The organism is Acidisoma sp. L85, assembly GCF_009765865.1.
Classification (GTDB): domain Bacteria; phylum Pseudomonadota; class Alphaproteobacteria; order Acetobacterales; family Acetobacteraceae; genus Acidisoma.
In genome coordinates, this window is sequence record NZ_LMUQ01000039.1 from 237,890 (window position 1) to 259,890 (window position 22,001).

At 63.3% G+C, this 22,001-nt stretch carries 27 protein-coding genes; 22 read left to right on the plus strand and 5 right to left on the minus strand.

Features of this window, described 5'->3' with window-relative positions:
- Positions 1-227: 227 nt before the first annotated feature.
- The 16 genes from GSQ83_RS11365 (at position 228) to GSQ83_RS11440 (ending at position 12,650) form a co-directional block, all read left to right on the plus strand.
- Positions 228-737, plus strand: a complete 510-nt coding sequence (locus GSQ83_RS11365) for a hypothetical protein (protein ID WP_158802991.1) — start codon at positions 228-230, stop codon at positions 735-737.
- Entirely contained in the window at positions 734-1,513 is a 780-nt protein-coding gene (sctJ, locus tag GSQ83_RS11370) for a type III secretion system inner membrane ring lipoprotein SctJ (RefSeq protein ID WP_158802992.1), read from the plus strand. The genes GSQ83_RS11365 and sctJ overlap by 4 nt, the downstream gene beginning before the upstream one ends.
- On the plus strand, positions 1,510-2,127 hold the full coding sequence (locus tag GSQ83_RS11375) for a hypothetical protein (protein WP_158802993.1): 618 nt from the start codon (positions 1,510-1,512) through the stop codon (positions 2,125-2,127). Before sctJ ends, GSQ83_RS11375 begins: the two co-directional genes overlap by 4 nt.
- Positions 2,124-2,702 (plus strand): FliH/SctL family protein, encoded by a 579-nt coding sequence (locus GSQ83_RS11380; protein WP_158802994.1) that lies wholly within the window; start codon positions 2,124-2,126, stop codon positions 2,700-2,702. Before GSQ83_RS11375 ends, GSQ83_RS11380 begins: the two co-directional genes overlap by 4 nt.
- Complete coding sequence (locus tag GSQ83_RS11385; protein ID WP_254065625.1) at positions 2,695-4,119, plus strand: FliI/YscN family ATPase; 1,425 nt, start codon at positions 2,695-2,697, stop codon at positions 4,117-4,119. Before GSQ83_RS11380 ends, GSQ83_RS11385 begins: the two co-directional genes overlap by 8 nt.
- Positions 4,109-4,525 carry a hypothetical protein gene (locus tag GSQ83_RS11390; protein ID WP_158802996.1) on the plus strand — a complete coding sequence of 139 codons (417 nt, stop codon included), beginning with the start codon at positions 4,109-4,111 and terminating at the stop codon, positions 4,523-4,525. The genes GSQ83_RS11385 and GSQ83_RS11390 overlap by 11 nt, the downstream gene beginning before the upstream one ends.
- Positions 4,526-4,567: 42 nt before the next feature.
- Positions 4,568-5,581: a type III secretion system cytoplasmic ring protein SctQ gene (gene sctQ, locus GSQ83_RS11395; protein WP_158802997.1), complete on the plus strand. Its 1,014-nt coding sequence runs from the start codon at positions 4,568-4,570 to the stop codon at positions 5,579-5,581.
- The gene (sctR, locus tag GSQ83_RS11400; protein ID WP_216850052.1) at positions 5,574-6,263 is read left to right on the plus strand and encodes a type III secretion system export apparatus subunit SctR; all 690 of its coding nucleotides are present in this window, start codon (positions 5,574-5,576) and stop codon (positions 6,261-6,263) included. Before sctQ ends, sctR begins: the two co-directional genes overlap by 8 nt.
- 1 nt (position 6,264) lies before the next feature.
- A complete protein-coding gene (locus GSQ83_RS11405; RefSeq protein ID WP_254065626.1) occupies positions 6,265-6,534 on the plus strand; it encodes an EscS/YscS/HrcS family type III secretion system export apparatus protein in 270 nt (89 codons plus the stop codon).
- Positions 6,531-7,349, plus strand: coding sequence for a type III secretion system export apparatus subunit SctT (gene sctT, locus GSQ83_RS11410; RefSeq protein ID WP_158802998.1), 819 nt, complete (start codon positions 6,531-6,533; stop codon positions 7,347-7,349). Before GSQ83_RS11405 ends, sctT begins: the two co-directional genes overlap by 4 nt.
- 3 nt (positions 7,350-7,352) lie before the next feature.
- Complete coding sequence (locus GSQ83_RS11415; protein ID WP_158802999.1) at positions 7,353-8,393, plus strand: EscU/YscU/HrcU family type III secretion system export apparatus switch protein; 1,041 nt, start codon at positions 7,353-7,355, stop codon at positions 8,391-8,393.
- A gap of 79 nt (positions 8,394-8,472) precedes the next feature.
- A complete protein-coding gene (locus GSQ83_RS11420) occupies positions 8,473-8,805 on the plus strand; it encodes a hypothetical protein (RefSeq protein WP_158803000.1) in 333 nt (110 codons plus the stop codon).
- A 173-nt stretch (positions 8,806-8,978) separates the two neighbouring features.
- Positions 8,979-9,863 carry an EscD/YscD/HrpQ family type III secretion system periplasmic domain-containing protein gene (locus GSQ83_RS11425; protein WP_158803001.1) on the plus strand — a complete coding sequence of 295 codons (885 nt, stop codon included), beginning with the start codon at positions 8,979-8,981 and terminating at the stop codon, positions 9,861-9,863.
- Positions 9,864-9,905: 42 nt separating this feature from the next.
- Positions 9,906-10,253, plus strand: a complete 348-nt coding sequence (locus GSQ83_RS11430; protein ID WP_158803002.1) for a hypothetical protein — start codon at positions 9,906-9,908, stop codon at positions 10,251-10,253.
- Between the two features lie 3 nt (positions 10,254-10,256).
- Positions 10,257-10,580, plus strand: a complete 324-nt coding sequence (locus GSQ83_RS11435) for a hypothetical protein (protein WP_158803003.1) — start codon at positions 10,257-10,259, stop codon at positions 10,578-10,580.
- 51 nt (positions 10,581-10,631) lie between these two features.
- Entirely contained in the window at positions 10,632-12,650 is a 2,019-nt protein-coding gene (locus GSQ83_RS11440) for a flagellar biosynthesis protein FlhA (protein ID WP_158803004.1), read from the plus strand.
- Here the strand turns inward: GSQ83_RS11440 and GSQ83_RS11445 are convergent.
- The 4 genes from GSQ83_RS11445 to GSQ83_RS11455 are packed head-to-tail and all read right to left on the minus strand — an operon-like array spanning position 12,632 to position 15,751.
- Positions 12,632-13,240: a VUT family protein gene (locus GSQ83_RS11445; RefSeq protein WP_158803005.1), complete on the minus strand. Its 609-nt coding sequence runs from the start codon at positions 13,238-13,240 to the stop codon at positions 12,632-12,634. The two genes, GSQ83_RS11440 and GSQ83_RS11445, sit on opposite strands and share 19 nt — an antisense overlap.
- Positions 13,241-13,291: 51 nt before the next feature.
- A complete protein-coding gene (locus tag GSQ83_RS11450) occupies positions 13,292-14,044 on the minus strand; it encodes a TlyA family RNA methyltransferase (protein ID WP_254065627.1) in 753 nt (250 codons plus the stop codon).
- Between the two features lie 16 nt (positions 14,045-14,060).
- Positions 14,061-15,176 (minus strand): D-alanine--D-alanine ligase, encoded by a 1,116-nt coding sequence (locus GSQ83_RS30480; protein ID WP_254065628.1) that lies wholly within the window; start codon positions 15,174-15,176, stop codon positions 14,061-14,063.
- The gene (locus GSQ83_RS11455) at positions 15,173-15,751 is read right to left on the minus strand and encodes a DedA family protein (protein WP_158803007.1); all 579 of its coding nucleotides are present in this window, start codon (positions 15,749-15,751) and stop codon (positions 15,173-15,175) included. Before GSQ83_RS11455 ends, GSQ83_RS30480 begins: the two co-directional genes overlap by 4 nt.
- A 177-nt stretch (positions 15,752-15,928) precedes the next feature.
- Between GSQ83_RS11455 and GSQ83_RS11460 the strand changes: the two genes are divergently transcribed.
- The 5 genes from GSQ83_RS11460 (at position 15,929) to GSQ83_RS11480 (ending at position 19,544) form a co-directional block, all read left to right on the plus strand.
- A complete protein-coding gene (locus tag GSQ83_RS11460; protein ID WP_158803008.1) occupies positions 15,929-16,462 on the plus strand; it encodes a disulfide bond formation protein B in 534 nt (177 codons plus the stop codon).
- Positions 16,428-16,979, plus strand: a complete 552-nt coding sequence (locus tag GSQ83_RS11465) for a demethoxyubiquinone hydroxylase family protein (RefSeq protein WP_158803009.1) — start codon at positions 16,428-16,430, stop codon at positions 16,977-16,979. Before GSQ83_RS11460 ends, GSQ83_RS11465 begins: the two co-directional genes overlap by 35 nt.
- A 74-nt stretch (positions 16,980-17,053) precedes the next feature.
- A complete protein-coding gene (locus GSQ83_RS11470) occupies positions 17,054-18,073 on the plus strand; it encodes a YncE family protein (protein ID WP_256367094.1) in 1,020 nt (339 codons plus the stop codon).
- 9 nt (positions 18,074-18,082) lie between these two features.
- Positions 18,083-19,057, plus strand: coding sequence for a sterol desaturase family protein (locus GSQ83_RS11475; RefSeq protein WP_158803011.1), 975 nt, complete (start codon positions 18,083-18,085; stop codon positions 19,055-19,057).
- A 76-nt stretch (positions 19,058-19,133) separates the two neighbouring features.
- On the plus strand, positions 19,134-19,544 hold the full coding sequence (locus GSQ83_RS11480) for a hypothetical protein (RefSeq protein WP_158803012.1): 411 nt from the start codon (positions 19,134-19,136) through the stop codon (positions 19,542-19,544).
- 255 nt (positions 19,545-19,799) lie between these two features.
- Here the strand turns inward: GSQ83_RS11480 and GSQ83_RS11485 are convergent, their stop codons facing one another.
- Positions 19,800-21,095: a Gfo/Idh/MocA family protein gene (locus GSQ83_RS11485; RefSeq protein ID WP_158803013.1), complete on the minus strand. Its 1,296-nt coding sequence runs from the start codon at positions 21,093-21,095 to the stop codon at positions 19,800-19,802.
- Between the two features lie 140 nt (positions 21,096-21,235).
- Here GSQ83_RS11485 and GSQ83_RS11490 point away from each other — a divergent pair, with 140 nt between their 5' ends.
- Positions 21,236-21,985: a 2-keto-4-pentenoate hydratase gene (locus GSQ83_RS11490; protein WP_158803014.1), complete on the plus strand. Its 750-nt coding sequence runs from the start codon at positions 21,236-21,238 to the stop codon at positions 21,983-21,985.
- The last annotated feature ends 16 nt before the right edge of the window (positions 21,986-22,001 follow it).

Genomic DNA, 22,001 nt, shown 5'->3' on the forward strand with positions numbered 1-22,001 from the left:
ACGCCTTCCCGCAGGGGAGGTACTCCAGGCAGGCGCTACTAACGCATAATAAATGATTTCGCGGCTAGAAGCCGTAATGACCTGAGGGGTGGATGGGCTTTCGCGATGCCACTGGCGACGGTATCCATGCACCTCTCCAGCCGATCGTTCGCAAATGTCATGGCGCCGCTCGACTGGCGCCCGGGCGATCGGCTTACTGCGTCGCGGCATTTTTTGGAGGAGCGCTCATGTCCGCAAACGTTGCTCCGCTCCCGGCCCCGCTCACCATGCTCCTTCCCCCAATGCCGTCGGATGGTGGCGGCGACGACCTCAGCAACCATACGGACGGTTTTGCCAATACCTTGGCGAATGCGCAAAAAAGCCTGGAGACGGACGATGGTGACAACCCCGATGATGGCAGCAGCCTCGACGACTCCTCTTCAATGGGCGGCGACATCCTTGGAAAACTGAGCTCGCTCAGCTCCAAGCGCGACGAGGAGATGAGCAGCATCATGACGCCATTCAACCGTGCGGACGCGCCCATCCTGTCGGCGGACGGCACCGAGGACGACTCGAACGTGATCGGAGCGAGCGAGCTAGTGGGCGAAAGCCGCTCGCGAGCATCGAGCAAGAAGTTTCTCAAGGATATCATCAACGCAGGTTTTGGCAGCGCACAGCAAACATTGCTGGACCAGATGCAAACCACCCTTGTCAGCAATGTTGCACAGAGTGTCTCCAAGCTAGTCTCGCAACAGTGAAGCGGTCCGCGCTCCTGCTGGTCGGATTGCCGCTGCTGCTCGCGGGCTGCACAACAGCATTGAACCGCGGCCTATCTGAAGAAGCCGCGAACGAGGAACTTGCTTTGCTGCTGCGTAGCGGCATTCCTGCATCCTCCGCCTATGATCAAAAGAGCGGCACCGTCACCGTCTCGGTTGCTGAAAGCCGTTTCGTCGACGCGGTGGATCTCCTCCGCGCTCATGGTCTGCCGCGCCAGCACTACGATTCGATTCCCGACGTCTTCAAGGCCAACTCGCTGGTCTCCTCGCCTGCCGAGGAGCGGATACGGCTGGTCTATGCGGAAGGTGAGGAACTATCGCGCACCATTTCCGAGATCGACGGTGTGCTCTCCGCTCGCGTGCATATTGTGCCGCCCGACGACGATCCTTTGAGAGCGACCCCGGTTCCGGCATCCGCCGCCGTGCTGCTTCGTTATGGTACCGGACTGAAAGTCGCCGACCTCGTGCCCAAGATCAAGATGATGGTCGCGAACAGCGTCGAGGGACTGTCCTATGACCATGTCTCCGTCGTTCTGGTGCCTGCCATCCTGCCCGACGAGACAGTCTCCTCGACACAAGCGCCCGAGAACGTCGCTGGTATCTGGGTGTACGGCGCAGATGCACTATCTTTGCGGATCATTCTCGCCAGCGCGATCGGCCTGATCGTGGCACTTCTGTCTCTCTGCGGCTGGCTCTTTTGGAAATTGCACGGCACCAGCGCGCCACGGTTCGGCAGTTTGATCCGGGCCCGCCGATGAACAAGATGATGCATGCGGCCCCGGCGCTGAATAACCTAAGGGCGGGCATCGATCACAGATCAGCCGCGGCGCTATTGCGCGGTCTCGATCCCACCGTGGCGGAGCGCCTTCTTTCATCGCCGAGACTCGTCGATCGCGCCGCCGAATTCCTGGAGTCTCGGCTGGGCCATGGCGAGTTGGACGGCCTGGACGGCTGCGCGCGCGATATCCTCGGCTCTTCTTCCGAAGCCTTGCATGCCTTCGCCATCGCGATCGGCGCCGTGCTCAACGGCCAGCGGCTACGCTTGCTCGTCACGGCGGCGGAGATTGCCGGGCTTGCCAGCCGCATCGGGCCACAGGGGCGCCGCGTAGCGCTCACCTACCTGGTTTTCTCCGCGCCGGCCTCCGCCGATGGGCGAGATCTGGCGGTCTGCATCGAATTCGACGGCGCGCGAGCACTGGTGACCTGGCTCGACACACTCCCGGACTGGGCAGCCGGCCGCATCCGCTTGAAATGGCATAGCACGCAACCTCCCTTCGAAGAACCCGAGCAACAAGCGCGCGCGCTCGCAATCATTCATGCCCTTTGGCGCGGCGGAGTCCTGCTCCGCCCCGCATTGGCCGGCCCCTCGTGACCACGGCCCGCCAGAGGCCGCTTGGGCGTGTTCTGCGCTCCGCGGAGGTCGAACACCTGCGCGGCGCCGAGGCTGCGGTCGTCTCCGCCAATGCCACCATCGCGCAGCGACGCGCGGAGACCGATCAGTCTTTGGAGGAAGAGCGGCGGCGCATCATGCAGGACACGCTGCTGGAGGCGAAGGCCGATGCCAGCAGGCGCCTCGCGACCGTCGCGATCGCCGCCCAGCGTTCACTAAATGGCCTCGCGGATGAACTCGCCATCGCCATCGCGGAGGGTGTGGCGCGGGTTGTGGGCAGTCTCGATGTCCGTGAAGCGGTAGCCCGCGCCGCAGGCCTGGCGTTGCGCGATCTCACAGACCGGCACCGCATCATTGTGAAGGTCACGCCGCTCGCGGTTGAGGAGACACGCCAACACGTCAAGGATTTGGGCGAGACCGCTGACGTCGTCGCGGATCCCGCTTTGCCGGCGGATGGCTGCATTATCGAAACACCCACCGGCTACATTCGGGCCACGCTATCAGAGCAACTCGCGGCCCTTCGCGCCGCGCTTCGGGAGGCCGCGGCCCGTGGTTGATCTGGTGCCGTCACCCGCTAAGGAACGTGGTCAGCGCCCTGCACTCGCCGCGCTACTGCCGAAGCTGCGGCGAGCCATCGCGGAGTGCCAGCCACGGCGCCAAAGCGGCAGGATCGAGCGGATCACGGGCAGCATGATCGAGGCTCATGTTACAAATGTCCGAATCGGCGAACTCTGCATGCTCCGCGATTCGAGCGGCACGGCGATCGAGGCTGAAGTCGTCGGATTGTCTCAAGGGCGCGCATTCCTGACGCCGCTCGGGCTGGTCTCGGGTCTCTCTTCGCGCGCCGAGGTACAACCGCTCGGCCACCGTCTCAGCGTCGCGGTCGGCGACGCCTACCTCGGACGTGTGCTGGATGGCCTTGGCCGAATCCTCGACCGGCCAAACGACCGCCCAACCCCCGAAGCCGTGATTCCGATCGACGGGAGTCCGCCGCCGCCATTGGACCGGCCCCCGGTGGCACGCTCCCTATTTCTCGGAACGCGCGTCATCGACGGATTGCTGACCTGTGCCGAAGGACAGCGCATAGGCATATTCGGTCCCGCCGGTGCCGGTAAGTCGAGTCTGATCGCGCGGATCGCGCAGAGTGCCGAGGCGGATGTCTTTGTCGTGGCGCTCGTCGGTGAACGTGGGCGCGAAGTTGGCGAATTCCTCGATCACACGCTCGGCCCGATCGCGCGCAAACGCTCGATTATCGTCGCCGCGACATCGGACCGTCCGGCGCTGGAGCGTGTGAAAGCTGCGCAGGTCGCGACGGCGATCGCCGAGTGGTTTCGCGACAGCGGCAAGCGGGTGGTGCTGATGGTCGATAGCCTCACACGGCTCGCGCGTGCGTGGCGCGAGATTGGCCTCGCGACTGGTGAACCGCCGACACGCCGAGGTTTTCCGCCTTCCGTCTTCGCCGCTTTGCCCGCCTTGCTCGAGCGCGCCGCCTCGACGCGCAAGGGCACGATCACGGCCTTCTATACTATCCTCGCGGAGGGCGAGCTCTCGTCCGATCCGATCGCCGAGGAAGTTAAGTCGATCCTCGACGGACATATCATTCTTTCGCCGAAACTGGCGGAGTCGAATCATTATCCGGCGATCGACGTTCTCGCGAGCCGCTCCCGTGTCATGAACCAAGTCGTGAGCGCGGAGCACCGGGAGGCGGCGTCGCATATCCGCCGGCTTCTCTCGCGCTACGATGACATCGAACTGCTGGTGCGCGTCGGGGAATACAAGGCGGGTAGTGACGCAGTCGCGGATGAGGCGATCGCGAAGATCGATGCCATCCGGAGCTTCACGCGCGAGCTTGGCACGGATGTGACGCCGTTCGTGGAAATGCTCGATCAGTTGAAAGCGCTCGCCCATCGCCAGCCGCCAGCCACACCCCCCCAAGCAATAGGCGCCATGCCGGGGTTCGCTAATGTCGGATAACACTTTCAAGCAGCTGATGCGGATTAAGGATGCGCGCGCGCGGAGCGCGGCCACCGCCCACAGCGATGCGCGTAACGCTGAGACTGAAGCTCACAGCGCTTGGAGATCTGCGGAAACCGCCGTGAAAACTCACAAGGACAAGCTGGATGAGTTCGTCGTTACAGGAAGCACAAGCATCCAGAATACAATCTTGAAACACACGCAGCTTCGTAACGAACAATCGAAACTCACTCGCCTCGCAACGGCGGCGGGAATCCGAAATACAAAGGCGGCAGAGACGACAGTGAAGGCTCGCACGACTGAACGCACAACCTTGCGCCGACTCGAGGCTACAAAAAGTCTGCTAGAAACTCTTCGCCTCGCTAGCAATCAAGCCGAGCGGAACGGCGACAATGACGCGGACTGAGTTGTCGAAACTTTCAACCTTCCGGTTCTAAACGACAGGCCAATGAATGCGGAGTTTCACCGGGTGCGGCAATGGCGTGCGCCGATCCTCTCGCCCGAGGGCGCGGGGCTGGCGCGCGAACTGTCGTGGCGGCGCCATATTGCGACGGGAGTGGAATGGAGCCTCAGCCTAGGCGGTTCTTTCGAGGAACCGGAGATGCCGGTTACCTTCGCGCTCTCAATCGGTGGGGCGCCTGGAACGCTAAGGGCTCCGTCAACGCTGGTGCGCGGTCTCCTCCAAAGCATCGGCGGAGCGGCGGCCATTGATGACGACCCCGAGCTTGTCGCGATGCTGCTTGAACTCGCGCTGGAGCCCACTCTTCTGCAGCTCGAACAGCGGCATGAGGAGCTCTCTATTTGCCTGGCCCCGCCGCGGCGCGTCACCCCGCGAGAGTGGCTGCCGGTGACGCTTGCCTGTAGCTGGCACGGTGCCTCGGGAGTGCTGCGCCTGGATTTGCGCTCCGACGCGGCCGCGCGGTTGGCTACGGCGATTGCACCACTAGCACATCAAAGAGAGAGGCTACCGGATCTCCCAATTCCCGTGACCTTGCGCGCCTTCGTCGTCGACTTGCCGCTAGCCTCTGTGCGCGCGCTCGAGCCGGGGGACGTCGTTCTGGTCGAGGGACAGCCCAGCGAGGAAATCTGCGTTCTCGTCAACGAGCGGCCGTTTTGGCGCGCCCGCTGGGACGAGGGGGAGTTGCGGGTGATCTCGGACCGCAAGCCCCAATCTGATGACTTGGAGGAGTTGGCTGTGACGTCAGGCGATCATCCACCGGACGAGGAAGAGGGTCTCGGTCTGGACGATCTTCCTGTACGGCTGACTTTCGAGCTCGGCAAAGTCATGGTGCCGCTGCAGGATCTGGAATCCATGGGTCCGGGCTATGTGTTCGAACTCGCGCGGGGACCGGATCAGCCGCTCGACATCGTCGCGAATGGCCGGCGGATCGGTCGGGGGCGGATCGTGGAGGTCAGCGGCGCGCTGGGTGTTCAGGTCGTGTGGATAGGCCGGCATGGGTGACCTGACGAACATGGGCGGCATGACCAGTATGGTCACGACGTCGTTCTACCCGATGCTGCTCGGCATTCTTGTGATGTCGCTGCTGCCCATCGCGGTCGTGTCGCTGACGGCTTTCCTCAAGCTCTCGATCGTTCTCATGCTGGTGCGCAACGCGCTCGGCACGCAGTCGGTTCCGTCGAACATGATCATCTACGTGTTGTCGCTCATCCTGACGATCTATGTCTCTGCCCCGCTTGTCAGCGAGATCTACGGACGGTTGATGGCTCCCGATATGACCTTCAAGAGCGCGGAAGGACTGCAGGCCGTCGTGAGCGCCGTCATTGACCCACTGCGCGCTTCGCTGGAGCGTTACGCCCCTATCGATGAGCGGCGTTTCCTGCTGGCGGCCGCGCGAAGGGTCTGGCCGCCGGATTTCAACACGGGGGCCACAACCGATGACATGCTCATCGTGATTCCGGCCTATATCTCGGCCGAAATCACGCGCGGCTTTCAGATCGGCTTCCTGCTCTACCTGCCGTTCATCGCGGTGGACCTCATCGTCTCGAACATCCTGATGGCCATGGGCATGGCGATGGTTTCGCCGATGGTGATTTCCACGCCATTCAAGATCCTGCTTTTCATCCTTGTCGGTGGTTGGACACGCTTGTTGCACAGTCTGATCCTGAGCTACGCGGTCCATTGAGGTGAACGCGCTCATTATCGACCATCTCAGCCGCACGCTGATGCTGGTCCTCTACCTCTCTGCGCCACCGCTCGGGGTCGCGACAGCGGTTGGCTTGATCGTCGGGCTGCTTCAGGCAGTGACGCAGATTCAGGATCAGACGCTGCCGCAGGCACTCAAGCTGGTGGCGATCCTGGTCGTAGTGGTGGCGCTGGGACCGCTGTTATCGGGCAGTCTTGTTCAGGATATGAGCGTGATTCTTGATCAGATCGCGCTGAACGATGTGCGATGATTGCCGTCCCGCAGATCGATACCCTATCGGCACTTCCCCGTCAGGCGCTGGATATCGTCGCGGGTTTTTCTCTCTGCTTCGCCCGCGTGCGGCTAATGATCCTCGTGCTGCCGCCGATCACGCGGCTCGGCTTGACGGGGCTGCAGAAGACCGCGCTTTCGATCGCGATCGCGCTGCCGGTACAACCGGTCATGCTGGAGGATGTGGCACTGCTCCATCTGCAGGGGCTGCAACTGATGTTGCTCATCGTGAAGGAGGGGGCCGTCGGGCTCGCGCTCGGCATAGCGATCGCGGTGCCATTCTGGATCGTGGAGACGATGGGCGAGTTGATCGATCAGCAGCGCGCGTCACAGAGCGCCGTGGTGCAGGACCCCGGCAATGCGTCGCCCGCTGGGATCACGGCGACGCTCTTCATCCTCGTTCTTTGCCTGATTTTCTTCCAAGCGGGCGGTATGGATCATCTCATCGCCGGCTTCCTCACGAGCTACCAGATCTGGCCGGCGAGCCAACTGACACCGGTCTTCGCTCCACACAGCATGGCGATGTTCGTCGCGCTCTTCGACCATGTGCTGTCGGCGGGATTCACGCTGGCGGGCCCACTGCTCGGCGCGATGGTGCTTGGCGAATTAGGCCTCGCTTTGGTTAGCCGGATCGCGCCTCAGCTCAATGTCTTTGACCTTTCCATGGCCATGAAAGGCATCATCTTCGTTTTGGGAATGCCGCTCTCACTGTCGCTGATGCTGACCTCTTTCCGCGAGGCATTGGCACCGCTGATGCATATGACGCAATATCTGCGTAGCTTCGTCGCGGGCTGAGCCATGTCGGGCGGCGGCGACGAGGACAAGCCCCTCCCAGCATCGAAGAAGAAGCTCGAGGATGCGCGGGAGAAAGGCGAGGTTCCGCATAGCACCGACTTCACGACCGCCCTGGTGATGGCAGCTAGCGCCGGATATCTCATCAGCCAATCTGGCACGATCCTCTCTGTCAGCATTGTGATGTTCGATCAGGCTGGTGCGCTCGCGGCCGGGGATTTCACACCTACCGCCTGGCGTGTGGCGACAACGAGCTTCGAGGTCCTGATGCGCGCCAGCTTTCCGCTTTTCGGTATCGCCACGGCCGCCTCGATCCTATCGACGGTGATCGCGACGCCCGGCCTCGTCTTTGCGATCGATCCAATCATGCCAGAGCTGACCAAGCTCAATCCTGTCACCGGTTTCAAGAATCTTTTCGCGCTCAAGGCCCTTGTCGAATTACTGAAGTCGATCCTCAAGCTCGCCTGCCTCGGCTGCATCATCGGAATCGTGTTGTGGCAGGGGGTCGGCGCGCTCGCGCTTTCACCCTTCCTTGGATTGAAGGCGGTGCTGGAGGTCTTCGGCAGGATGGCCACGGAGATGCTGCTTTGCACCGTTCTGGTCTTCATGATCGTCGGCGTGGCGGACATCCTGATGCAGCGGTGGCTGTTCCTGCGCGATCAGAAGATGAGCCTTCAGGAGATGAAGGAAGAACGCAAGAATATTGACGGCAACCCTGAGATGAAGCAGGAACAAAAGAAGATTATGAAGGAAGACGCGAATGCCCCGCAGACCGGTGTCGACCGCGCGACCCTGATTCTGACCGACAGCGGCCGCGTTATCCTGGGCGGCTTTCGTTACGTCGCCGGCGAGACGCCGGTGCCGGTCGTCGTCTGTTCCGGAAAAGGAACGGCTGGCCGCAAACTGCGCGACCAGGCGATTCGATTTGGCATTCCGATGCAGGAGGACGCGGTGCTGGCGAAGAAATTATTCGATGTGCAGGTGGGACACACGATTCCGGCGGATATCTTCGGGCTGGTGGCGGATGCGATCGCGAGAATGGGTTGAGTGCGCGCAGACAGCGATTTAATTTGGCGAACGAACCCTCGCCCAAGCGCTGCCGAACACGCCCTCGAATGCATCAGCGATGTTTTTGCAGATTGTTAATATTGTTGCGATAGTTTCAGAAACGTCAGGTGCAACGAAAACGCACCGGTCGCATGAATACCTCAAAGGAGACTGTGACATGGGCATAGTTACAACAGGCGCGACGGGCGCTGCAACCGGCCTCGCTGGCCTCGTCGGCACGGGTGGTGGAATGGCGAGCTTAGCGGGCACCACCGCCCAGGAAGAACAGTTCCAAGCGGCAGCGAGCCAAGCCGCCCAAAATGCTCTGCAACAAGGCTTGTTAGCCAATGTAGAAAGTGACATTCAGCAAGTCGAAGGGAAAATCGTCGACAACGCTAAAGTGCAAATCTGACTCGCACATCGAATTCTAGTTGAGGTGGACACTTGTGATACTATAATCCACCTCAATCATTTCGCACTCATGGCGCTTTGTGTGATTTTCGCGCGAGATTGCCTCTTTTTTTGGTGCGCCCCTGCGCATCGGCATCAAAGCTGACTGAGCCCACGGTTTAGGACAAGCGGCTCGTGCCACGACCCAACACCCTCGTCCTCGACATCATTGAAGGCATAAACTCCGGCGCGGTCGTCGATGCCGAAGCGATCATGGCATCGGGCACCGAAGGTCTACGGATCGGCTCGGACGAAGAGAACGACATCGTCCTTGCCGATCACGACACTGCCGAGCATCACGCCGTCATCGAACGAATACCGCAGGGCGATATCTTCCTCACCGCCCTCGCCCCCGGCGTCCGTCTCGGCACGCGCAGCATCATGATCGGGGAGCGCAGGCGGTGGCGGCAAAATACGCCGCTGACGATCGGTTCCGCCAAGATCATCCGCCGGCCACCGCCGCCGGTGCCCTCGTCCCGCTTCTCCAGGGCGTTCTCCGTGATGATGGCGGCTGGTGCGATCGGCAGCCTCGTCGCGATCGGCTTCTACCTGAGCAGCGGCACCCGCACCGCGCCCGGCGCTACGGCCGCCTCTTCCGTGCCGGCCGCGAGAGCCATGGCCTCGGCCGCAACTCAGCTCGCCGCGCAAACACAGGATCTGCTGCTGCATCATGGGCTCGGCACTTATGTCACTGTCACAACTGAAAACGGCGCCGTCGTGGCACGTGGCACCGTGCCGGATGGGCTCGCCAGCCAATGGTCGCAAACTCAGGCAGCCTTTGATGAATTGCCTGGCAGCCAGAACGTGCTCGTCGATCAGGTCACGATCAGTTCGAGTCTGGAAGCGCCGGCGCTGAAGATCGGCGCGGTCTCGATGTATCCGATTCCCTATGTGATCACGACAAGCGGCCAACGCCTGACCGAAGGCGCGATGCTCGCGGGCGGCTGGGAGATCGAGTCGATCACCACCAAGGAAGTCATCATGCGCAACGGTCCGCACGAAACGCATATCGCGCTATGACCCGGCCCGTTCTCGCCGCGCCAAACCGCATCCTCCGCCGCCATGTCTGATAGCGACGGCATGGATGACTATGCGGAGGAGGAGGACGCCGGGGAAGCGAGGCAGGTCTCGCGCCAGCCGCCGCCAGCGGAAAATCACGGCACGCTCGATGACGGGATTCTTCGCCTGCTTGATCAACAGGAACAATATGACCTGCCAATGCAGCAGGCCCAGGCGCCGGTTCTGCTGCGCTTGCTGCTGACAATGTTCCTGGACGCCAAGCCCTCGCCCGAGATCGAACAGCATGGCCGCGGCGTCGTCGGCGAGGAGATCGACCGGCAAAGCGCCGTGATGGATATCCGCATGCAGCAGAGCATGATCCGTCGGCCGAAGTTCAGGGCACTGACCTGATCCATGAGCGACGCCGGACAAAGCGCGGTGAGTCTCGCGCATCGCATTGGCCTGACCTATCTTCGGCACGGACAGCCGCATCGCGCGATCGTGCTGCTCATCGTCGCCTCTCACGCCGCCCCGCATCGCACCGATGTGCTGGTGACACTGGCGGCATCGATGATCTCGGTGCAGCTCGGCGATCAGGCGATGACGGTGCTCGACCGCATCGAATCGATCGATCTCGCCTTGTCGCAGCAACCATTGCTCCAGCGGTTACGCGCCCGCGCCCTCCTCATCCTGGGCCGGGTGGAAGAAGCGCGTGCCTTGATCCGCAATGTCCTGTGATCCGCGCGACCGTATGCGCTCTTGCCACGCCGAAACGGCGCCGGTGACAGCATGGCCATGAAGTTCTCGCTGGCCGGCCGGTCGGATCTCGGCGTCGTCGCCGTGCTCGTCACGAGTCTTGCCTTGATGATCGTGCCGCTGCCGGCATTCGTCGTTGATATGCTCATCACCTGCAACATGGTGATCAGCCTCGTCATCCTGATGACGGTCTTCTACCTGCAATCGCCCGCGCAATTCGTGGCGCTGCCCTCGGTGATCCTGGTGGCGACGGTGTTTCGCCTCTCGCTGTCGATCGGCGTCACCCGGCTCATCCTGACGACGGGTGACGCCGGAGACATCATCCGGACCTTCGGCAATATGGTCGTCGGCGGCAATCTCGTTGTCGGGCTGGTGATCTTCCTGATCGTCACCGTTGTGCAGTTCATCGTGATCACCAAAGGCGGCGAGCGCATCGCCGAAGTCGCGGCACGCTTCACCCTCGATGCGATGCCCGGCAAGCAAATGGCGATCGATGCCGATGTCCGCTCCAAGGAGCTGGATCAGGCGGCCGCGCAGATCCGTCGCGGGCAGCTTCAGCGCGAGAGCCAGCTCTACGGCGCAATGGACGGCGCGATGAAATTCGTCAAGGGCGACAGCATCGCCGGTCTCATCATCATCATGGTGAATATGATCGGCGGGCTGCTTGTGGGCGTCGCGCAGCGCGGCATGTCCTTCGGCGACGCCGCGAATACCTACACCATGCTGACGGTGGGTGACGGGCTGGTGGCTCAGATCCCAGCCCTCCTCATCTCGATCGCCTCAGGCGCGCTCGTGACCCGCGTTGTCGGCGAGGACGGGGACAGCATGGGCGGCGAGATCGCGTCTCAGCTCGCCCGAGATGGCCGGGCGCTCTGGCTCGCCTGTGGCGTCACGTTGATGATGGGTCTCATTCCGGGGTTTCCGGTCATCATGTTTTTGGGGATGGGTGGAATGCTCGGCTTCCTCGCGCGGAAGGCCAGCCGGCGGCAAAGCGCGGAGAGGGCCGTCGCGCTCGCAAAGAAACTGACCGTCGAGAAACGCGTGCAGATTTGTCTCACGCAGGACCTTCTGACACCGGCGGAAGAGGCGGTAACGGCGGCGGCGATCGTGGTAGGCCAGACGGAGTTCCTGGCGAATCTCGGCTTCGCGCTGCCACAGGCCGAGATCAAAACCATCGCGGCGCCGCCCGGAACATTTCTCGTGCGCCTCGACGGCACAGCGATCGGCGGCGGCACCTTGCCGCAAGGCCGCCTGTTGCTGCGTGATGGCGCGGTCGAGGCGCGGCTGCTTGGCATCGACCTCATGCCAGGTCCCAGGCTGCCGGGATTTCGCGAGCCTCTCTGGATCCCGGCGGAGACCCAGACCGGGCTGCAGAGACTCGGCATCCGCACCTCAAGCTGCGGAGCGGTGGTGGCCGAAGTCACGCTTGAGCTGTTGCGCAACCGGCTCGGCCACCTCTTCGGCGTCCAGGAAGCGCAGGCCGCCTTCACCAAGGCGGAGATCCTTTGGGGCGATCTGGCGCGGGAAGCGCAGAAAGCCGTGCCGCTGCAGCGTGCCGCCGATATGTTCCGCCGCCTGCTCGAGGAAGGCCTCGGACTCGTCAACATGCGCGGCTTGCTCGAAGCGATGGTCGAGCATGGCGAGCGCGACAAGGAGCCGCTCGAACTGATCGAGACGGTGCGCTTTAATATGCGTCGCGAGATCTGCCTGAGCTGCGCGGATGAGCGGCGCATCATCAGCGCCATCATCATTGACGCCGAATACGAGGAGTTCCTGCGAACCGTCCAGTATCAGGTGAATACCGGCACGCTGGAGGAGCTTAACAGCCACCAGGGCCTGCTGCTCGTCGAACAGGTCCGCAGCGAAGTCGCCGCTTCGGCCGGCCCGACGCCCGTCATCATGACGGCGCCGGACGTGCGGTCCTATCTCAGCCGCATTCTTTGGGAGAACGGCGTCTTCATCAAGGTCATCGCCTTCAACGAGATCCTGCCGGATTTCATGGTACAGCCGCTCGCGTTCGTCGCCATCGGCAGTCAGCCGCCGGCGGGCTGATAGACCGGCATGCGGCGCAGCACCGCGCGATAGGGCACCAGCAAACAAAGCGCCGAGATCATCTTCACTACGAAATCGCCGCCGGCCCAGGAGACCCAGCGCGGCGCCATAACGGGCAGCCCCCAAAAGCCGATCGACTGCAACGCGAAGTCCATATTGGGTCCGAGCACAGAAAACACCGCCGCGAAGGAGAGCGAGAAGAAGATCGTCGTATCCAGCGCCGAGCCGACCACGGAACCCGCGAGAGGGGCGCGCCACCAGGCGAGGCGGCGCAGGCGGCCGAAGACCAGCACGTCCAGCAGTTGGCCCAGCAGGAAGGCGGTGCCGGACGCGATGGCAATGCGCGGCGCCCCGAGAATTGCCGAGGAAATGACGCCAGTAGCGAAACCGGCATAGATCGCGGACCGGGCGGCGCGCGGACCAAAGCTGCGATTGGTGAGGTCGTTGACCAGGAAGGCGAAGGGATAGGTGAAGGCGCCCCAGGTCAGCACGTCACCCAAGCCGAAGGGCGTGAAGGGATACTGCACGGCGAGATTGGAGACGGTGATGACCACCATCATCGCCAAAACCGGAATCACGAACCGCCGCATTTGCCACACTCCCGTAAACTTGTGGCTTTCAAGCGCCTGTGGCCGTCCGGATCAATCCCGGATCGCAGCGATGAGGTATTCATGATTGCCTTCGGGCCCGGTTATCGGGCTTTCCGTGAGTCCTAGCACCCGCCAGCCCGGCAACCCCGCCCACCAGCCTCGGATGCGGTCGCAGACTTCCGCCCGCACGGCCGGATCCCGCACCACGCCCTTTGCCCCCACGCCGCTGGGTCCGGCCTCGAATTGCGGCTTGATGAGTGCCACGGCCCAGGCACCGGAGACGCAGAGTGCCAATGGCGCGGGCAGCAATGTCTGCAGACCGATGAAGCTCGCATCACAAACCAGCGCCTCAACGGGCTCCTGCACCTGTTCGCTGGTGAGATGGCGGGCATTCACCCGTTCGCGCACCACGACGCGCGGATCGGAGCGCAGCTTCCACGCGAGCTGCCCATGGCCGACATCGACCGCATAGACACGCGCCGCCCCGGCCGCGAGCAGCACATCCGTAAACCCACCCGTCGAAGCGCCCACATCGAGGCAGATCCGTCCTGCCGGGGACAGCTCGAATTCGGCCAAGGCATGGGCAAGCTTGAGGCCGCCGCGAGAGACCCAGGGATGGTCCTGCCCTTTCAGGGTGAGCGCCGCATCCTCGGACAGCATATCGCCCGCCTTGGCGACGCGGCGCGTGTCCATGAAGACCAGCCCGGCCATGATGAGTGCCTGAGCCCGCGCGCGGCTCTCCACCAATCCGCGTTCCACGAGAAGCTGGTCGGCGCGGCGGCGCGGGCGGCGTGCCTCGGCCACGGCGAGGCGGCCTCGATCAGTCGTTCGCGGGATAGGACGCCATGAGGCGCTTCTGCTGCCGCCACAGGCCGAGCAGCTTGAACAGCGGGGTCGGCCGGAAGCCACGCGCCCGGTTCGCGGCGCCGATCTCGAAGGCCGCCCGGTAGTGCATGAATTGCGCCGCATAGGCTTCGGGCAGGGTAGTGTCCGGGTCCCAGATATGGGTCGCCTCGGATCCCACGCCATTGACCTCAATGATGCGGAAGCCGTCCCCGGCGCGAAGCTCGGCCGGACTCTCGTAGCGGATATCGAAACGGCCGAAGTGGAAGTCGGGGATGGAGCGGGCGATGCCTTCGATGCGGCTGGTGAGCTCCGGGCTCACGAGATGGGCGCCGTTGCGGAAGGTCGAGCCCTTGCAGTGATTGCCGACAAAAACGAGCTTCACGCGCTCACCAGAAGCGGGAACCTCGTGCAGCCGGCCGGCGAGACGCGGCAGGTAGAGATGCGGGACGAGTCGACAGCGCGGCTCGGCAAGAACGAGCTCTTCGAGGGTCGAACGGCCGTCGCCCACCACCACCGGAGAAGACTTCAGGGTCACGGAGGTAATACGTCCGACAGCCTCGCCGGGCCGCCGGATGTAGAAGATACCCGCTTCGCCCTCATGCGGGATGAGGGTCTGCAGCATGACCCGCCGTAACCTCGGGAAGGCCGACAGGTAGCGGCCGAGCTCCGCCCGGTCAGCAACCAGGCAGACGCCGGTTCCGTTGCAGCCAATGTCGGGCTTTACGACGAGAGGATAGGCGAGGTCCCCATCCGCCATGGCAGCTTCGGCGATGGCGAGGTCGTTCGACTCCGGAAAGGCGCCGGTGGTGAAGACGACATAGGGGGCGACCCACGCGCGGGCCTCGCCACTGATCTGATCGAGAATCGACTGCTTGGATTCGCCGCACAACCCGCCGGCATCGATGCCGGGATTGGCCGCTGTCGCGAGCACCGGGTTTCCGTAGCGAATACCAAGGCCGATCCATTGCAGCACGACGGGCGTGTAGAACAGCCAGCCGGGCCAGAACTCGAACCACGAGGTCAGCCGCTCGGCCCGGGGGCGCTTACGGAAGCGAGAAAGTGCGCCAGCAGAAAAGGGGGTGTCCGTCACGGGGTGGCTTTCCCTTTCATCTGCCGGGCGAAGATCCGGCTCATCGTCAGAAGAGCGATACAGAACACCCCGACGCCCGCCCAGCGCCAGGCGCCGAGATACGCGATAATATAATGGCCGAGCTTCATCGACACGCCAAATAGCAGGCTCGTCCAAATGAGCGTGCCGAGTATCGCGGTGGCGGCAAAGATCAGGAAGGAGGCGCGGAGGAAACCGCAGGTCGTATAGGTGGGAAGCCGCAGACCCGGCAGGAAGCGGCTCACCAGGATGACCCAGGCGAGGCGCCCGGCAAGCCAGTCGCGCCCGATATCGCGCCGGCGGGGCGGAATAAACCGCTCCATCCAGGGGACAATGGCCGCGAGCCGTCCCATCCCATAGAGGCCCAAATCGCCCAGAACGATGCCGACATAGAGGGCGAACAGGCCAATCTCGAGCGGGATCGCTCCCGCCTGCACCTGCATGGCCGTGATGATCGTCGCAGCGTCCTCCAGGATGAAGGTGCCGCCGATAACGGACAACACCTGCATCACCGGGTGCCGAAGCGCGGCGGCGATCAGAAGGAGAATCGTGGACATCAATGAGGTATTGCGCGCTAACCGAGCGTGAGTTCGGGTTGGATATCGCCCGAAAGCATCGGAAATCCAAGCAGATTGTCGTGGGGTGGCAGCTTGGCTGCTATCCCGGCCCTCATCTTTTCATGAAGATTTGCCCATGATGGTCATTGGGGCGCGGACCGGGATAGAAGCGGCGCCATGAATCCTCGGGCCGACCGCCTCGCCGCCTTCCTCGTTCTCGCCGCCGCGGCTGCCGCCATCGCAATCGCCTTCGCGGCGGAGCATCTGATGGGCATGGCGCCCTGCCCGCTCTGCCTGCTGGAGCGCTGGCCCTATCGCGTCGCGATCCTGCTGAGCCTGCTCGCTCTCTTATTGCCCGGACGCTGGCCGCGCCCCGTGCTCTGGCTCGTCCTGCCGGTCATGCTGGTGGCGGCGGGTCTTGCCTTCCTGCATCTCGGCGTCGAGCATCATTGGTGGCCGAGCCCTCTTCCCCAATGCAACGCGCCGCATCTCGACATGAGCAACCTGTCGAACCTTATGGCGAGCCTTCCGGCTCGGCCCTCGAAGCCTTGCGACGCACCCAACTACCTCGTCGCGCAGGTGCCCATCTCATTCGTGACGATGAACTTCCTCTATGCCGTCGTATTCGTGGTGTTGCTGTCGGTCTATCTGGGCAGCACGACGAGAGGAACGCGCGATGACGATAGCGACGACGAACCGGCTGCCGGGTGACCGCTCCGCCAAGGCGGAGACCGCGCGGATGATCCGGGTCGACCATGCCGGGGAATACGGCGCCAAACAGATCTACGCTGGGCAGCTTGCAGTTCTTGGACGCGGCCCAAAGGGCGACCTCATCCGTCACATGGCGGCGCAGGAGCAGGCGCATCTGGATACCTTCGCCGGGCTGATCGCCAGCCGGCGGGTTCGCCCCACGGCGCTGTTGCCCGTCTGGCGCGTCGCCGGATTCGCGCTCGGCGCCGTAACGGCCGCCATGGGCTCCCGCGCCGCCATGGCCTGCACCGTGGCCGTGGAGGAGACGATCGACGCCCATTACGCCGCCCAATCGGATGCACTGCCGGAGGATGAGGCCGAGCTTCGCGACACGATCGAGACCTTCCGCGCCGAAGAGCTGGAACATCGCGACATCGGATTGGACAATGAGGCCGAGCTTGCGCCGGCCTACCGGCTGCTCTCGGCCGTGATCAAGACGGGCTGCCGGATCGCCATCCACGCTAGCGAGCGGATCTGATATACCCGAGCCGCCCAGCGCGAGGCGGCGCGTTCATTTGACTTTCCAGGCGCCTGCTGGCGTTTGTTCGCGCGATCAGACAGGCGTGGAAGGCGACGAAGATGCGGCTATGGCGGAAGCTCGGTCCGGCGGCACTCATCGGCTTGCTCCTGGGCGCCGGCACCTCCGGCGCGCGGGCGGCGCATCAGCAGATCGCCTTCATCATCAACTCAAACAGCGCCTCGATAGATGAGATCGACATACAGACCCATCAGCGCATCCGGCAGATCCCGGTCTACCGCGAACCGCACCACATGGCGCTTTCGCCGGACGGTCATTCGCTGCTGATCGGCGACACGGCGGGCAATGCGATCTTTTTTCTCGATCCGCGCACCGGGGAATTGCAACGAAAAGTGACGGTGAGCGACCCCTATCAGCTCGTCTTCAGCCCGGACGGGCGGCTGTTGACCGTGGCTGGGCTCGCCCGCGACCAGATCGACATCTATGACGCGCGGACGATGCAGCTGCTGCATCGCATCCAGGCCCATACGATGCCGAGCCACATCAACTATTCGCCGGACAGCGCCACCGTCTTCGTGAGCCTTCAGGTGTCTGGCGAGCTGATCGCCATCGACACGGCGACCGGCGCGGTGAAGTGGCAGAAGCCGGTCGGCAATACGCCGGCGGGCGTGCTTTGGCACAATGGCAAGCTGCTGGTCGGCATCATGGGCGAGGCGCATGTCGCGATCGTCGATCCCGCCACCGGTGCGGTGGAGGGCGTGATCCCGACCGCCAAGGGCGCGCATGTGATGTTCATCCCGCCCGATGGCCGGATCATCTATGTGACCGACCGTGAGAGCGGCAATATCACCATCCTCGACGCGCACACTTTGCAGGTGATGCGGACCTTCCAGATGGCGGGCGGCCCGGATGACATGGATTTCGCGCCGGATGGCACGATCTGGGCGACGCTGCGCTGGGCCCACAAGGTGGCGCTCATCAACCCGGAGACCTTTACCTTCACAACCATCCGCGTCGGCCGCTCGCCCCATGGCATCTGGATGAACACGCATGACCCCAAGATTTGGGGCCCGGCGGTCGCGAGCGCGCAGTAGAGTAGCGGCATGGGCAGCTTCAGCGATTTCCTCGCCGACCCCTTCGACTTCCTGGCCGGCTGGCTGCAGGGCCATCTGCTGTTGCCGATGCTGTGGCATCTGGGCCTCAGCGCCTGGGAGGATGTGAGCTACGGCTGGGCGCTGGTGGCGCTTTACGGCGTGGCCCAGGTCGGCATTACCCTCGCGCTGTCGATGCCGGCGGAGCGGCTTTGGCCGCTGGAGCGCTGGGCCAAGGCCGAGAGCGTCGGCACGGACATCTTCTACACGCTGCTGAACCGTATCGGCCTGCTGCCGCTGGTGAGCTTCGTGCTGTTCTACGCCGTGCAGACCTGGATGAATGGCTTCCTGACCGATCGCGGCATCGTGCCGCCGACGATCGAGCGCGCGTTACCCTTCCTGCTCGGCCACCCGATCCTGACGCTGCTGGTCTATCTGGTGATCCTCGATTTTGCCGAATATTGGCGCCACCGGCTCTCGCATCGCTTCTATTGGTGGTACGCGCTGCATTCCCTGCATCACGCGCAGCGGCAGATGACCTTCTGGTCAGACGACCGGAATCATCTGCTGGATGATTTCGTCTCGGCGATCTGGTTTGGCATCGTGGCGCTGCTGATCGGTGTGCCACCGCTGCAATTCCCCATGCTGGTGCTGACTGTACGGATTCTGGAAAGCTTCAGTCACGCCAATACACGCGTGCATTTCGGTTGGCTGGGGGAGCGGCTGCTGATCTCGCCGCGCTTCCATCGCGCGCATCACAGCATCAAGGCGGCGGGCATGCGCAGCTGTAACTACGGCGCAACACTGCCGTGGTGGGACATGCTGTTCCGCACCGCTGATTTTGGCCGCGAGTATATCCGCACGGGCGACCCCTCGGCGGAGGAAGCGCTGCATACCGGTAGTTACGTGCAGCAGCAGGCGGCGGGAGTGCGGCGGCTAGTGAAAGCCCTCAGGCCTCGGCGGTCGAATAAGGCGGCGCGAGCCTGACGCTCGGCACATCGTTCACGATACGGAAAGAAAGAGCGCGCTAGGCTCGCCACTCCGACACAGGCGGGAGTTCGGCGTGGCTATTCGTATTGATTCGCAAAAACCAGTTCAGTGGTCGAAGGCTACGGACCCAACTCCGGCCTTCAGGCCCAGGCCGAACTCACTCGTATTTGGTGAGCGGAGAATCTCTTTTTCTCCAGCTCCCCCCGTCCAGCGCCAGTCGCCAACTGCAGCTACACCTGAGACCGAGGACGTCAAGAAGCTGACCGCCTTGAACTATGCGCTCCGCCAGGTGCATCGCGCATTAATCGACTTACCCATAGAGCTCGGACGGTCTGGCGGCATCGGCAATGATTATTTCGTTATAAAAATCATGCGGAATTCCGAAACGGGCGTCTATAGCTTCAAAATCCACTATTCTCCGCTCGGCAAAGAGACGGTAGCGAAATACCGCGAGGACCGACCACGCATTCCGCCCGAATACTGACCACCAACAAAAGGGGCCCCGGTGTGAACCGGGACCCCTTCATTGATGACGGCCGTCGCTGGCCGAAAGTGACGTGTCTTAGGCCCGGCCAGTAACTTCGGCGGGGTTCATCCAGGTCACGGCAGCCAACGGCATCATGCAATGAGACACTGGATCACCTCCTTTCGGTTGTTGACGATGGGTCGATTGTGCCTTCCGTGTGCGCCCTGTGCAAGCATTCTCTACCGAGTCGTGCGAACCTTCCCCGCTTAAATCTCAACTCATACCCTCGATGCCCGGCAACATCCCCCTGGTGACATCCCAGCGCCCCGTCGGCCCGCCCGCGAGCGATACTGGCGCGCCGCCACTAGCAGCCGAGCGGTAGATTGCCTCGATGATCCGCAGGTCCTGCAGCCCCTCCTCCCCCGGCGTCAACGGCGTCTTGTCGTTGCGGATCGACCAGGCGAAGGCGTCCATTTCGCGCGCGAACTGGTCGTTCGGGGCGAGACCGATCGTACTGACGGTATTCGCCTCCCCGGCCTTCCGGCCAACCCTGAGCTCCAGGCTGTTATAGGAGAAGGCCGGGCTCATCTCGAACCAGGCCTTTTCCGACTGCACGCGCAAGTGATTGCTTTGATGAAAGGAATAGCCGGAGCTGCAAGTCGCGACCGTGCCCGAGGGGAAGCGCAGCGTGAACTGCGCGATATCCTCGATCTCGCGGAAACGCGGGTCGCTATCGGGTCGGGTAATCCGCCCTGTCACTTCCACCGGCTCCTCCCCGGTGATGTAGCGCGCGGCGTTGAAACAATAGATGCCGACATCGACCAGGCTGCCGCCGCCGGCCATCGCCTTCTTCTGCCGCCACTGGCCATTATTGGCGTCGTTCTGGCCGTTCACCGCATCGATCAACCGGATCGGCCCATTCGCCGGATCGCGCGCCATGGCGATGAGCCGGCGCTGATGTGGCTCGTACTGCATGCGATAAGCGATCATCAGCCTGCGCTTCGCCTTCGCACAGGCGTCGATCATGGCGCGGGCATCCGCAACGTTGGTCGCCATCGGCTTTTCGCACAACACATGCATGCCCGCCTGCGCCGCCCGCACCGTGTATTCCATGTGCAGCGCATTCGGCAGCACGATGTAGACGATGTCGACATCGGGATTGTCCCGCAGCTTGTCGAAGTTCGCATAGTCATAGAGATGCGTCTCCGGCACGCCATATTGCGCCGCCACCGCCCGCGCCTTGTCGCGTTCGCCACTGACTAAAGCGGTCACCCGCACGCTTTTAGCGTGTCCGAAACCCGGCAGGATCTGGTTCAACGCGAGATGGCCAAGCCCTACCACCGCGACCCCGAGCCGCGCCTTGACCGGGTCGCTATTGACAGTTGGCGGGTCGCTATCCGTGCTCGTGTCATGCAATGGCGGCAGGATCACGCGATCTTGCGAGACACTTCCGAAAAGCGCCGCCGGCTGATCAGAGGGCAAGGTCGCCGCCTCGGCTCGTGCGATCCCGAGGCCCGCGAGGCCCGCCGCCGTGGTCCCGAACAAGCCACGCCGCGATAGCTCGGCCATAATCGCATCCCCCTCGTGTCGTGGGGGCACTTGGGCCGCCGCAAACCGCGTTCAACGCCGGTCACGCGCCTGCGAAGCGGCGTTGCCGCTGGAACCCCGCAAGCGCAATCTTCGTGAAAGAGGATCGGGCGGAACACATCATGAGCACAGCTGAAAATACCGGTCTCTCCGCCAGCCTCCTCGAGGCCAGACGTATCGGACGCACCGTCGCCATGGGCCAACCACCCGCCGATGAGGCAGCAGCCTACGCGATCCAGCATGAGGTCGCTCGCGGCCTCGGCGAGATCGGCGGTTGGAAGGTCGGCGCCACGGGTCCTGAGGGTCCGCCCAATGCGGCGCCGCTGCCAGCCTCGGGCATCCTGCCGTCACCCGCCCGGCTCGACCCCACGATCTATACCGACAGGCTGGTTGAGTCGGAGATCGCTTTCCGCCTCGCGCACGACCTGCCGAAGCGTGACGCCGCCTATTCGGCGGACGACATCCTGGCCGCCATCGGAAGCTGCCACCCCGTCATAGAGGTGGTGCAATACCGTATCGCGGACCATGCAAATGCTCACCCGCTCACCAAGCTCGCCGACAATATCGGCCACGGCGCGCTGATCGTGGGTGCGGAAGTGCCGGGCTGGCGAGAAATTGACTTCGCCACCCTGACGGTGGAGCAGCAGATCGGCGGCGGCGTGCCGATGATGCGCGTCGGCAACCCGGCCGGCGATATGATCCGCCTGATCGTCTGGCTCGCCAATCACGGCGCCGTCTGGGCCGGCGGCCTGAGGGCGGGACAGATCATCACCTGCGGGTCATGGACCGGCGCCGTCGCGGCCCCTGCGGATGCGAGCGTCATGACCCGGTTCAACGGGCTGGAACCGGTGCAGGTCAGTTTCACAGTGTAAGACGCTTCCACTCGCG